Below are 12,389 nucleotides of genomic sequence, written 5' to 3'. Positions count from 1 at the left end.
TACCGCCAACATTAATGTTGAATGTCAGTCCGCCTTCGCGAGCAAGCTCGCTCCCACAGGGTAAATCAACAGTGGCTTACACCGAGGCCAGGACCAGATGCATATACCGCGTCAGAATCCCGAGCATGTCCTGTTCGGCCAAAGGCTCGGCGTCGTTGAGCAGGCCCTGATATTCCATCCGTCCGATAATCGCCGTCAACACTTTGGCATCCTGTTGCGGTTCACGCGAGCCCAGGACCTGGAACAACTGGCAGGTGCCCTGCAGCAGAATCTGCTGATGGGAGCGCACCAGATCCGCCAGGCGCGGGTTGAGCAGCGCTTCCTGGCGGAACGCCTGCTCGGCCATCAGATGCTCGCGACGGTTGACCAGTTGCCGGTGCACATAGTCGGCCATCAGCCGCGCGATGTCGTCGGCCAGTTGCGAGCGCGACTCGGGGCTGCCGTCGCCACTGACGACCATCTCGCGCAGCAGGCCTTCGTTGTTGATCCACAGCTTGGCCATGTAGGCCGCGCTGCGTTCGACGTATTGGGCGAAGGTATCGGTGAGCAGGTCATCGATGTCCTTGAAGTAATAGGTGGTGGCCGACAGAGGCACACCGGCCTCGGCCGCCACGGCCCGGTGGCGCACGGCACGCACGCCGTCGCGCACGACAATCCGCATCGCCGCGTCGAGAATGTCCTGTCGACGCTGCTCACTGCCCTGTCGGCTGGCCTTGCGGCCCTGGTACTGAACACTTTCAGCGACCGCAGTGGCGATACCCGCTGCACCTTCTTGAGCGATTGCAACCATCACGACTGGACTTCCTCTGCTATTGCAAAATTAACCAATTGATACATTTGTACCAGACAGGCAATAAAAAGCCGCCTGTTTTAGGCGGCTTTTTAACTGAAACGTTTACGCTTGCGGTCGCATGTGCGGGAACAGGATCACATCGCGGATCGATGGCGAGTTGGTCAGCAACATCACCAGACGGTCGATGCCGATGCCTTCACCGGCCGTTGGCGGCATGCCGTACTCCAGCGCACGCACGAAGTCGGCGTCGTAGTGCATGGCTTCGTCGTCGCCAGCGTCCTTGTCGGCCACCTGCGCCATGAAACGCTCGGCCTGGTCTTCCGCGTCGTTCAACTCGGAGTAGGCGTTGGCGATTTCACGGCCGCCGATGAACAGCTCGAAACGGTCGGTGACGTTCGGGTTCTCGTCGTTACGACGAGCCAGCGGCGACACTTCGAACGGGTACTGAGTGATGAAGTGCGGCTGCTCCAGCTTGTGCTCGACCAGTTCTTCGAAAATCATCACCTGCAGCTTGCCCAGACCTTCGAAGCCCAGCACCTTGGCGCCGGCCTTCTTGGCGATGGCGCGCGCCTTGTCGATGTCGTTCAGGTCATCGGCAGTCAGCTCTGGGTTGTACTTGAGGATCGAGTCGAACACCGACAGACGGGCAAACGGCTCGCCGAAGTGGAACACCTTGTCGCCGTACGGCACGTCGGTGCTGCCCAGCACCAGTTGTGCCAGTTCACGGAACAGCTCTTCGGTCAGGTCCATGTTGTCTTCGTAGTCGGCGTAAGCCTGGTAGAACTCCAACATGGTGAATTCAGGGTTGTGACGGGTCGAAACGCCTTCGTTACGGAAGTTGCGGTTGATCTCGAACACTTTCTCGAAACCGCCAACCACCAGACGCTTGAGGTACAGCTCAGGCGCGATACGCAGGAACATTTCCATGTCCAGCGCGTTGTGGTGGGTTTCGAACGGCTTGGCCGCTGCGCCGCCAGGAATGGTCTGCAGCATCGGCGTTTCGACTTCGAGGAAGTCGCGCTTCATCAGGAAGCTGCGGATGTGCGCGATCACTTGCGAACGCACGCGGAAGGTCTGGCGCACTTCTTCGTTGACGATCAGGTCAACGTAACGCTGACGGTAGCGCTGTTCGGTGTCGGTCAGGCCGTGGTGCTTGTCCGGCAGCGGGCGCAGCGACTTGGTCAGCAGGCGCACGTTGGTCATTTCGACGTACAGGTCGCCCTTGCCGGAACGCGCCAGAGTACCTTCGGCGGCGATGATGTCGCCCATGTCCCAGGTCTTGACGGCGGCCAGGGTGTCTTCGGACAGGGTCTTGCGGTTGACGTAGACCTGGATGCGACCGGTCATGTCCTGGATCACCATGAACGAGCCACGGTTGAGCATGATGCGACCGGCAACCTTGACCGGGATTGCAGCCTCGGCCAGCTCTTCCTTGGTCTTGTCCGCGTATTTCTTCTGCAGATCTTCGCAGTAGTTTTCACGGCGGAAGTCGTTCGGGAAGGCGTTGCCCTTGGCGCGCTCGGCAGCCAGCTTTTCCTTGCGCAGGGCGATCAGGGAGTTTTCTTCCTGTTGCAGGGCTTGCGGGTCGAGTTGTTGGTCGCTCATGTCTTCAGATATTCCATCAGGTTCGTTGCCCCCGGGCCTGGCGGCCCGGGAATCGCCAGCAGGGCTGGCTCCTACAGGGATCGCGTTGCATCAGCGACCCTGTGTGCGTCTGTTACAGCCCCGATTTCAGGCTGGCTTCCAGGTATTCGTCGATATCGCCGTCGAGTACCTTGTCGCAGTCGCTGCGTTCGATGTTGGTGCGCAAGTCCTTGATCCGCGACGCGTCGAGCACGTACGAACGGATCTGATGACCCCAGCCGATGTCCGACTTGGTGTCTTCCAGCGCCTGGGAAGCGGCGTTGCGCTTCTGCATTTCCTGCTCGTACAACTTGGCCCGCAACATTTTCATCGCGGTGTCCTTGTTGGCGTGCTGGGAACGTTCGTTCTGGCAGCTGACCACGGTGTTGGTCGGTACGTGAGTGATACGTACGGCCGAGTCGGTGGTGTTTACGTGCTGACCACCGGCACCGGATGAACGATAGGTGTCAATCCGCAGGTCTGCCGGGTTGATTTCGATTTCGACCTTGTCGTCGATCTCCGGCGAGACGAAAACGGCAGAAAACGAAGTGTGGCGACGGTTGCCGGAGTCGAACGGGCTCTTGCGCACCAGACGGTGCACGCCGATCTCGGTGCGCAGCCAGCCAAAGGCGTATTCGCCCTTGATGTGCACGGTCGCACCTTTGATACCGGCGACTTCACCGGCCGACAGTTCCATGATGGTCGCGTCGAAACCGCGTTTGTCCGCCCAGCGCAGGTACATGCGCAGCAGGATGTTGGCCCAGTCCTGGGCCTCGGTGCCGCCGGAACCGGCCTGGATGTCCAGGTAGGCGTTGTTCGGGTCCATTTCGTGGCTGAACATGCGGCGGAATTCAAGCTTGGCCAGTGACTCTTCAAGCCCTTGAAGCAGTTCAACGACGTCGTTTACCGCGCCTTCATCGTTTTCTTCAACGGCCATGTCGAGCAGCTCGCGGGAATCGGCCAGACCGCTGGACAGCTCATCCAGGGTGTCGACGATCTGCGCCAGCGATGCTCGCTCGCGGCCCAGTTCCTGGGCGTATTCAGGTTTGTTCCAGACTGCAGGATCTTCAAGCTCGCGATTGACTTCGATCAGACGCTCATGCTTTTGATCGTAGTCAAAGATACCCCCGAATAGTTTCGGAGCGCTCGGACAGGTCCTTGATGGTGTTCAGGATCGGGTTGATTTCCATGACGGGCAGCACTCGTTGGCGAACTTTTGAAAGCCGGCGAGTATAACGTAATCACGCGGTCACGGCAGCCCGTCTGGCGGCTGTCGGGGTGAATCACTTGACACATTGCCCTGTAGGAGCTGCCGCAGGCTGCGATCTTTTGATTTTGCTTTTAAAGATCAAAAGATCGCAGCCTGCGGCAGCTCCTACAGCAATTGATGGGTTACTCGATACCTACCTGGTTACGGCCATTATTTTTCGCCTGATACAACCCGCGATCCGCCGCCGAGATCAGCAACCGGCAATCGCTGCCCGCCTGCGGCACCATGGTCGCCAGGCCGATGCTGATGGTCAGGCTCGACCCTTCGCTCGGGGTGTTGTGCGGAATCTTCAGCGCCGCCACGGTCTGGCGCAGTTTCTCTGCCACCAGCCGGGCACCGCCCGGCGAGGTGTTCGGCAGTACCAGCGCGAACTCTTCACCGCCGTAGCGTGCCGGCAGATCCGACGGTCGCGCGCTGGCATCGCGGATCGCCGTGGCGACCTTGCGCAGCGCCTCATCGCCTTCGACATGGCCAAAGCTGTCGTTGTAGGACTTGAAGTAATCGACGTCGATCATCAGCAACGACAACTGGCTCTGATCGCGCAACGAGCGGCGCCACTCCAGCTCCAGGTACTCGTCGAAGTGCCGGCGGTTGGACAGCCCGGTCAGGCCGTCGGAGTTCATCAGCCGTTGCAGCACCAGGTTGGTGTCGAGCAATTGCTGCTGGCTGACGCGCAACGCACGGTACGCCGCATCCCGCTGCAGCAGGGTCATGTAGGAGCGCGAGTGATAGCGGATGCGCGCCACCAACTCGATGGTGTCCGGCAGTTTCACCAGATAATCGTTGGCCCCGGCGGAGAACGCCGCGCTCTTGATCAGCGGGTCTTCCTTGGTCGACAGCACAATGATCGGGATGTCCTTGGTCGCCGGGTGATTGCGGTATTCGCGCACCAGGCTCAGGCCGTCGAGGCCGGGCATCACCAGGTCCTGCAAAATCACCGTCGGCTTGATCCGTACCGCCTGGGCGATGGCCTGGTGCGGGTCGGAACAGAAGTGGAAGTCGATGTTCTCTTCGTTCGACAGCCCACGGCGCACGGCTTCGCCGATCATCGCCTGATCGTCCACCAACAACACCATGGCGGCGTTCTCGTCGGTTTTAATGTCGTCGATCTGTAAATCATTCATGGGCGGTCACCTGAGTACTACGGGGGCCAGGATTGCGGAAAACGCTGTTCATTTGGGGAAAACCTCCAGCAATCGTGGCGCTATCTTTTCCAGTGGACGGATTTCGACGGCTGCATCGATCGCCGCTGCGGCCTTGGGCATGCCGTACACCGCACTGCTTTGCTGATCCTGCGCGATGGTCAGGTATCCCTGCTGGCGCATGAGCTTAAGCCCTTGCGCCCCGTCGCGTCCCATTCCGGTCAATAAAACCCCGATGGCATCGCCGTTCCAATAGTTGGCGACACTTTCGAAGAAGACGTCGATCGAGGGTCGGTAGATCTCGTTGACCGGCTCGGCGGTGTAGGCCAGCGTGCCGTTTTTCAATAAGCGAATATGGTGATTGGTGCCAGCCAGCAGCACCGCGCCGGCCTGTGGTGGCTCGCCTTCGCGGGCCAGGCGCACGTCCAGGCCACTGGCGCTGGCCAGCCATTCGGCCATGCCCGCCGCAAACACCTGATCGACGTGCTGCACCAGCACAATGGCCGCCGAAAAATTGCGTGGCAGGCCCTTGAGCAATACTTCCAGCGCGGCCGGCCCGCCGGCAGAGGAGCCGATCGCCACCAGCCGCTTGCACGACGCCGAACTGCGGTGCGGTGTTGGCACCGGACGCGAACGCGGGGTTTTCTCGCCGATCAGCCAGCCGATATTGAGGATCTTGCGCAGCAACGGCGCCGCCGCTTCCTGCGCGTTACCGGCCCCCAGGGCCGGGGTATCGACCACATCCAGCGCACCGTGGCCCATGGCCTCGAACACCCGATGCACGTTCTGCTGGCGGTCGACTGTGACGATGACGATCGCGCACGGGGTTTCAGCCATGATCCGTCGCGTGGCCTCGACACCGTCCATGACCGGCATGATCAGGTCCATCAGGATCAGATCCGGGGTATTTTCGGCACACAGACGCACGGCCTCGGCGCCGTTGCCGGCCACCCAGACCACTTGATGCGCCGGCTCGAAGGCCAGCGCACGGCGCAAAGCCTCCACCGCCAGTGGCATGTCGTTGACGATTGCGATTTTCATGCCCGCGCTCCTCCAATGAGCTCAACCACTGCATCGAGCAGGGCGTCGTCATGAAAACTGGCCTTGGCTAAATAATAGTCGGCGCCCGCATCCAGTCCACGACGGCGGTCCTCTTCACGGTCCTTGTACGAGACCACCATCACCGGTAGCGATTGCAGACGGGTATCACGGCGCAGCAACGTAACCAGTTCGATGCCGTCCATGCGCGGCATGTCGATGTCGGTGATCAGCAAATCGAAGTCCTCCGAACGCAGCGCGTTCCAGCCGTCCATGCCATCCACCGCGACCGCCACGTCGTAGCCGCGATTGAGTAGCAGCTTGCGCTGCAGCTCGCGCACCGTGAGCGAATCGTCGACCACCAGAATCCGTTTGCGCGCCACTTCGGCGGCCTGGTTGCCGTGCCGCGCGATGCGCTCCAGACGCCCGGTGTTGAGCAGCTTGTCCACCGAGCGCAACATGTCTTCGACATCGACGATCAGCACCACCGAGCCATCGTCAAGCAGCGCCCCGGCGGAGATGTCCTGCACCTTGCCCAGTCGTTCATCCAGCGGCAGCACCACCAGAGTGCGCTCGCCGACAAATCGTTCGACCGCCACGCCATAGACCGCATCGCGCTCGCGGATCACCACGACCTTGAGGGTTTCGCCGCTGCTCTGACTGGCCGGACGATTCAGCAACTGGCTGGCGGCGACCAACCCGACATGTCGGCCTTCGTGCCAGAAATGCTGGCGACCTTCGATCTGCACGATGTCCTGTGGCTCCAGGTCGCACATGCGCTCGATGTGCGCCAGCGGAAACGCATAGGCTTCCTCGCCGACCTCCACCACCAGACTGCGCACTACCGACAGGGTCAGCGGCACTTCCAGATGAAAGCGGCTGCCCTCGCCCGCCGTCTGCTCCAGCACCACTGCACCGCGCAGTTGCCGGACCATGTGCTGCACCGCGTCGAGGCCGACGCCACGCCCCGACACTTCGGTGACGGTGTCGCGCAGGCTGAAACCTGGCAGGAACAGGAACGTCAGCAGTTCTTCTTCGCTCAACTGCGCGGCAGTTTCGGCCGGTGACAATTGGCGTTCAACGATGCTGCGGCGGACCTTTTCCAGGTCGACACCATTGCCGTCGTCACTCAGTTCGAGCACCAGCAAACCGGCCTGATGCGAAGCACGCAGGCGGATCAGGCCCTCTTCGGACTTGCCCTTGAGCAGGCGTTGTTCCGGGGTTTCGATGCCGTGGTCGACCGCGTTACGCAGCAGATGAGTCAGCGGCGCTTCGAGTTTTTCCAGTACGTCGCGGTCGACCTGCGTCTTCTCGCCTTCGATTTCCAGCCGCACCTGTTTGCCAAGACTGCGCCCCAGATCCCGAACCATGCGCACCTGACCGGTGAGCACGTCGGCAAACGGGCGCATGCGGCAGGCCAGCGCGGTGTCGTAGAGCACTTGTGCGCGCTGGCTGGCCTGCCAGGCGAATTCGTCGAGCTCGGCGTTCTTTTCCGCGAGCAATTGCTGAGACTCGGCCAGCAAGCGCCGCGCATCTTCAAGGGCTTCCTGGGCTTCGAGGCTCAGCGTCTGTTCCTTGAGATGCACATTGAGGCTTTCCAGCGCCCGCAGACCATTGTTCTGCATGCGCCTGAGGCGCTGCATGGTAGCCAGATGCGGCTTGAGTCGCTGGGTTTCGACCAGTGATTTACTCGACAGGTCGAGCAGGCTGTTCAGACGCTCGGCAGTGACCCGCAGCACGCGCTCGCCACCTTCGGTGGTGCGTTTGTTCTTGCGCGGCGCCGGATCGGAGGTTTCCAGCGGTGCATCAACCGCCGGCGGCGCTGGCGGTGGCGTTTCAATCGGCGCAGACGGTGCCTGCATCTGCAATTCGGCCATGGGCGGCGACGCCACGGCGGGCGGTGTCGAAGGGTCGAGCAGGCGGCCCATCAACGCCACATACGCCTCAATGTCCGGCGCTTGCGGGGCATTGGCCGGTGTGGCGATGCGCATCAACAGATCGGTGCCCTGCAACAACGCATCGATGTGTTCGGGGCGCAGCAACAGCCGCTTTTCCTGAGCGCTGACCAGACAATCTTCCATCACGTGGGCGACGCTGACACCGTTGTCGATGCCGACGATCCGCGCCGCGCCCTTGAGCGAGTGCGCCGCACGCATGCACGATTCCAGATAGTCGGCCTGAGTCGGATTACGCTCCAGCGCCAGCAGCCCGCTGCTCAGCACCTGGGTCTGGGCCTCGGCTTCGAGGCTGAACAGTTCCAGCAGCGAGGCGTCGCGCATTTGCTCGGGGGTCATGTGAGGCTCCGGGTCACGGCGGACAGCAACTGTTCTTCATCCAGCCAACGCAGGCTGCGTCCCCGGAATTGCAGGACGCCACGGGTGTATTTGGCGCTGGCAGTGCTGTTGTGCTCACTGCCGGCACGCGACGCGGCGTCGAGAATTTTTTCATCGATGGCGTGGATGCCGTCGACCTCATCCACTGGCACCACCACCGGCCCACCGTGGGCGGCGATGATCAGCATACGCGGCATGATCCGCGCGCCCGTGGCCGGTGCGGCGTTGCCATCCAGATCGAGCAACTCGACCAGCGACAGGCACGCCACCAGCGCGCCGCGCACATTCGCCACGCCGAGCAGGGCCCGCGAGCGCTGGTGTGGCAACGAGTGGATCGCCTGCAGCGGAGCGACTTCCACCAGACTGCGAGTGGCCAGGCCGAGCCACTCTTCGCCGAGGCGGAACATCAGCAGCGAACGGGTTTTCACATCGCTTTCGACCGCCACGGCGACCGGGTCGCGCTCATCCTGCTGCAACGCATAGCGGTCGAGCAGACGCGTGGCGGCAGCGGAATACACCGCGCAGTTTCGGCAGTGAATATGCTCGGTCAGCAACGGGCAGGACTTGTCGCCGTGAATGCCGATGCGGTTCCAGCAGTCATCGATGGCCCGGGCGTCTTCGTGGGTGACGTTCAAGGTGTCGGACGGGATCATCGTTTACGCTCACTGTCGGCGGTACGACCGCTGCGCGCGGCGCGTTCCTGCAATCGTCTGGCACCGGCGCTGTCGCCCTGGGCCTGCAGCAACGCAGCCAGGTGCATCAATGCTTCGGGGTGTTGCGGCTCAAGGTACAAGGCCTTGCGGTAATGGCTCTGGGCTTCGAGGGTGGCGCCGGCCACGTCACTGAGCAGGCCGAGCCAGTAGAACACCTGCGCCACCGGTTCGTGACTGCGCAGGTACTGCTCGCACGCCGAACGGGCCTCGGCGCTTTTGCCTTCGTTGGCCAGCGCAGCGATGTTGGCGAGCAAGGTCGCCGCGTCCGGGTTGACGCTTTTGCTGCTGACGGGCAACGGTGCAACGTTGGCAAACGGACGCGGGCGCACGGGTGGCGGCGGCGTGCGCAGCGGTTGGCGCACGGGCAATGGTGGCGGAGTCGGCAGCGACAGCGGTTGCGGTACCGGATCGTTTTGTCGACTGAAGGCAAACGACTGCGGGATGCCAATCGAGCGCATGCCCAGACGCCCGAGCAGACTGCCCTCGGCCGGGCCGATGAACAGCACGCCATCCACGTGAGTCAGACGCTTGAGCACTTCGAACACCTGCTTCTGGGTCGGCTGGTCGAAATAGATCAACAGGTTGCGGCAGAACACGAAATCGAACGGCGGCTCACCCGCCAGCAGCGCCGGATCCAGCACATTGCCGGCCTGCAGGCGCACCTGTTCGCGCACGGCGTCGCTGACTCGATGGCCGTCCTGTTCGGCGGTGAAATGACGCTCGCGAAAGTCCAGCTCCTGACCCCGAAACGAGTTCTTGCCGTACAGCCCGCGCCGCGCCTTGTCCACCGACAGCGGGCTGACATCCATGCCATCGACCTTGAACTGATGGGGCTTGAGCCCGGCATCGAGCAAGGCCATGGCAATCGAATAGGGTTCCTCGCCAGTCGAACACGGCAGGCTGAGGATGCGCAGCGCGCGCATGTTGTTCAATTCGTCCAGACGCTTGCGCGCCAGCTTGCCGAGGGTGGCGAAGGATTCCGGGTAACGGAAAAACCAGGTTTCGGGGACGATCACCGCCTCGATCAACGCCTGCTGTTCGTCCCGCGAACCTTGCAACAGTTGCCAGTATTCATCGCTGTGCGCCGCTTGCGAGAGTGTGGTGCGTTGGCGCACCGCGCGCTCGATGATCGCCGGTCCGACCGACGTGACATCCAGACCGATGCGTTCCTTGAGGAAATCGAAAAAACGCTGATCGCTGCTCATGACTGCGCCTCATGCGGCGCGGGAAAGAGCAGGCTGCGCACGGCGTCATCCAGCAAGTCGTTGACCCGCACCCACTGCACCAGGCCCTGGGCATCTTCGCGCACCGGGCCGAGGTACGGCGCCTGACGATTGTCCAGACCATACGGCTGAAAATCCTCGGGATTGCAGCGCAGCGTATCGGTCGCCTGTTCGAGTATCAGTCCGAGCCAGCGTGACGGCTGCCGTTCATCCGGGCGGTAATGCACCAGCACCAGCCGGGTGCTGGTACGCGCCTCGGCCGGTTGGCCGAAGGTCAGCGCACTGAGGTCGATGGCCGGCACCACCGCACCGCGATAGGCGAACACCCCGGCGACCCAGTTCGGCGCTTGGGCAATCGGCTTCAACGGCAGGCGCGGCAACACTTCCGCCACCTCGGTGGCGCGCAAGGCGTAACGCTCGCTGCCGATGCGAAACAGCAGGAACAACGCCTGCTTCGCCACCGGCGCAGCGCTGCGTTTGGCGGTGATTTCGCTCATCAGACTTTGAATCGCGAAACGCCACTGCGCAGCCCGACGGCCACCTGGCTCAGTTCGTCGATGGCGAAACTGGCCTGACGCAACGACTCGACGGTCTGGCTGCTGGCGTCGCCCAACTGCACCAGCGCATGGTTGATCTGTTCGGCACCGGTGGCCTGGGCCTGCATGCCTTCGTTGACCATCAACACCCGCGGCGCCAGCGCCTGCACCTGATGGATGATCTGCGACAGTTGCTCGCCGACCTGCTGCACTTCGGCCATGCCCCGGCGCACTTCTTCGGAGAACTTGTCCATGCCCATCACGCCGGCAGACACCGCCGACTGGATCTCGCGGACCATCTGCTCAATGTCGTAAGTGGCGACGGCGGTCTGATCCGCCAGACGCCGTACTTCGGTGGCGACCACGGCAAAACCACGGCCGTACTCACCGGCCTTCTCGGCCTCGATGGCGGCGTTGAGCGACAGCAGGTTGGTCTGATCGGCGACCTTGACGATGGTCACCACCACCTGATTGATGTTGCCGGCCTTCTCGTTGAGGATCGCCAGTTTGGCATTGACCAGATCGGCTGCGCCCATCACCGAGTGCATGGTGTCTTCCATGCGCGCCAGGCCTTGCTGGCCGGAACCGGCGAGTACCGAGGCCTGATCGGCGGCGGTGGACACTTCGGTCATGGTGCGCACCAGATCCCGCGAGGTGGCGGCGATTTCCCGCGAGGTCGCGCCGATTTCGGTGGTGGTGGCCGCGGTTTCGGTGGCGGTGGCCTGTTGCTGCTTCGACGTGGCGGCAATCTCGGTCACCGAGGTGGTCACCTGTACCGACGAACGCTGGGCCTGAGACACCAGCGAAGTCAGCTCGGTCATCATGTCGTTGAAGCCGGTTTCCACCGCGCCGAACTCGTCCTTGCGATCCAGATTCAGACGGCTGCTCAAGTCACCGGTGCGCATGATTTCGAGGATCTTCACGATGCGGTTCATCGGCGCCATGATTGCGCGCATCAGCAGCAGGCCACAGGCACCTGCCGCCAGCACGGCCACCAGCAGCGAGACAAACATGCTGACCTTGGCCGCCGCTACCGCCTCGTCGATGTTGGCCATGGCCTGATCGGCGACCCGCTTGTTCTCACCGATGATGTCGTTGAGTTTCATGCGGCCGGTGTACCAGGCCGGGGTCAGCTTCTCGGTAAACAGCTTGACCGCCTCGGCTTCGAGATTGCGCTTGTGCAGATCGAGTACCTGATCCTGAATCTGCATGTAGGTGTCGTGATCCTTCTCGAACGCAGCGAACTCGACCCGGTCTTCGTCGGTGGTGACGGTGCTGCGGTAGTTGGCCATCTGCTCTTGCAGGCGCGTCTCGAACGCCTTGTAGTCCGCCGCATCTTCACTGCTGATACCCTGCCCTTCCTTGAGGCCGAGCAGTTCCTGGGTCTGCAGGTAACTGTCGACCCACGCACCGCGAATCATCGAGCTGTAATAGACGCCGGGAACGGCGTCATCACGCACGCTGCTTTCACTGGCTTCGATTTTCAGCAGGCGGGAATACGAAACAACGACCATCAGCAACATGATGGCGATAATCACCGCAAAGCTCGCCAAAATGCGTTGGCGCAACGTCCAGTTCTTCACAGTGATTCCTCGTGCCTAAGTCGAAATGCGGGGAGTATAGCCGAGGGCGGTGTCTCATTTATAAGACGCTTTTTAACCCTCGGGCCGACCCGAGGTGGTTGGCGGGAAGGCTCTGGGGTGGGACTGTCCGACAAT

10 protein-coding genes are annotated in these 12,389 nt (G+C 62.1%); all 10 read right to left on the bottom strand.

Annotated elements, in window-relative coordinates:
• Window positions 1–76 precede the first annotated feature (76 nt).
• A complete protein-coding gene (locus OC71_RS01470; protein WP_007964212.1) occupies window positions 77–790 on the bottom strand; it encodes a TetR/AcrR family transcriptional regulator in 714 nt (237 codons plus the stop codon).
• Window positions 791–895: 105 nt separating this feature from the next.
• Window positions 896–2,398, bottom strand: a complete 1,503-nt coding sequence (gene lysS, locus OC71_RS01465; protein ID WP_041063265.1) for a lysine--tRNA ligase — start codon at window positions 2,396–2,398, stop codon at window positions 896–898.
• A 112-nt stretch (window positions 2,399–2,510) separates the two neighbouring features.
• Window positions 2,511–3,606 (bottom strand): peptide chain release factor 2 gene (gene prfB / locus OC71_RS01460; protein ID WP_096795805.1). Its coding sequence is split into 2 segments (ribosomal slippage): window positions 2,511–3,533 and window positions 3,535–3,606, totalling 1,095 coding nucleotides; the frame shifts between segments, so codons are not numbered across the junction.
• 202 nt (window positions 3,607–3,808) lie between these two features.
• A complete protein-coding gene (locus OC71_RS01450) occupies window positions 3,809–4,810 on the bottom strand; it encodes a PleD family two-component system response regulator (protein ID WP_041063261.1) in 1,002 nt (333 codons plus the stop codon).
• A gap of 48 nt (window positions 4,811–4,858) precedes the next feature.
• Window positions 4,859–5,869, bottom strand: a complete 1,011-nt coding sequence (locus OC71_RS01445; RefSeq protein ID WP_041063258.1) for a chemotaxis response regulator protein-glutamate methylesterase — start codon at window positions 5,867–5,869, stop codon at window positions 4,859–4,861.
• Window positions 5,866–8,160, bottom strand: a complete 2,295-nt coding sequence (locus OC71_RS01440; RefSeq protein ID WP_041063254.1) for a hybrid sensor histidine kinase/response regulator — start codon at window positions 8,158–8,160, stop codon at window positions 5,866–5,868. The genes OC71_RS01445 and OC71_RS01440 overlap by 4 nt, the downstream gene beginning before the upstream one ends.
• Window positions 8,157–8,852, bottom strand: coding sequence for a chemotaxis protein CheW (locus tag OC71_RS01435; RefSeq protein ID WP_041063251.1), 696 nt, complete (start codon window positions 8,850–8,852; stop codon window positions 8,157–8,159). The genes OC71_RS01440 and OC71_RS01435 overlap by 4 nt, the downstream gene beginning before the upstream one ends.
• Window positions 8,849–10,117 (bottom strand): protein-glutamate O-methyltransferase CheR, encoded by a 1,269-nt coding sequence (locus tag OC71_RS01430; RefSeq protein ID WP_041063248.1) that lies wholly within the window; start codon window positions 10,115–10,117, stop codon window positions 8,849–8,851. The genes OC71_RS01435 and OC71_RS01430 overlap by 4 nt, the downstream gene beginning before the upstream one ends.
• Window positions 10,114–10,632: a chemotaxis protein CheW gene (locus tag OC71_RS01425; protein WP_041063245.1), complete on the bottom strand. Its 519-nt coding sequence runs from the start codon at window positions 10,630–10,632 to the stop codon at window positions 10,114–10,116. Before OC71_RS01425 ends, OC71_RS01430 begins: the two co-directional genes overlap by 4 nt.
• A complete protein-coding gene (locus OC71_RS01420; protein ID WP_041063242.1) occupies window positions 10,632–12,254 on the bottom strand; it encodes a methyl-accepting chemotaxis protein in 1,623 nt (540 codons plus the stop codon). Before OC71_RS01420 ends, OC71_RS01425 begins: the two co-directional genes overlap by 1 nt.
• Between the last annotated feature and the right edge of the window lie 135 nt (window positions 12,255–12,389).

The organism is Pseudomonas sp. W15Feb9B (genome assembly GCF_000828175.1).
Lineage (GTDB): Bacteria > Pseudomonadota > Gammaproteobacteria > Pseudomonadales > Pseudomonadaceae > Aquipseudomonas > Aquipseudomonas parakoreensis.
This window is presented reverse-complemented; position numbering and strand designations above follow the sequence as displayed.

What these genes read in the sequence shown, in the direction of transcription:
- OC71_RS01470 (WP_007964212.1), bottom strand. Translation starts at nt 790, where the DNA reads ATGGTTGCAATCGCTCAAGAAGGTGCAGCGGGTATCGCCACTGCGGTC.
- lysS (WP_041063265.1), bottom strand. Translation starts at nt 2,398, where the DNA reads ATGAGCGACCAACAACTCGACCCGCAAGCCCTGCAACAGGAAGAAAAC.
- OC71_RS01450 (WP_041063261.1), bottom strand. Translation starts at nt 4,810, where the DNA reads ATGAATGATTTACAGATCGACGACATTAAAACCGACGAGAACGCCGCC.
- OC71_RS01445 (WP_041063258.1), bottom strand. Translation starts at nt 5,869, where the DNA reads ATGAAAATCGCAATCGTCAACGACATGCCACTGGCGGTGGAGGCTTTG.
- OC71_RS01440 (WP_041063254.1), bottom strand. Translation starts at nt 8,160, where the DNA reads ATGACCCCCGAGCAAATGCGCGACGCCTCGCTGCTGGAACTGTTCAGC.
- OC71_RS01435 (WP_041063251.1), bottom strand. Translation starts at nt 8,852, where the DNA reads ATGATCCCGTCCGACACCTTGAACGTCACCCACGAAGACGCCCGGGCC.
- OC71_RS01430 (WP_041063248.1), bottom strand. Translation starts at nt 10,117, where the DNA reads ATGAGCAGCGATCAGCGTTTTTTCGATTTCCTCAAGGAACGCATCGGT.
- OC71_RS01425 (WP_041063245.1), bottom strand. Translation starts at nt 10,632, where the DNA reads ATGAGCGAAATCACCGCCAAACGCAGCGCTGCGCCGGTGGCGAAGCAG.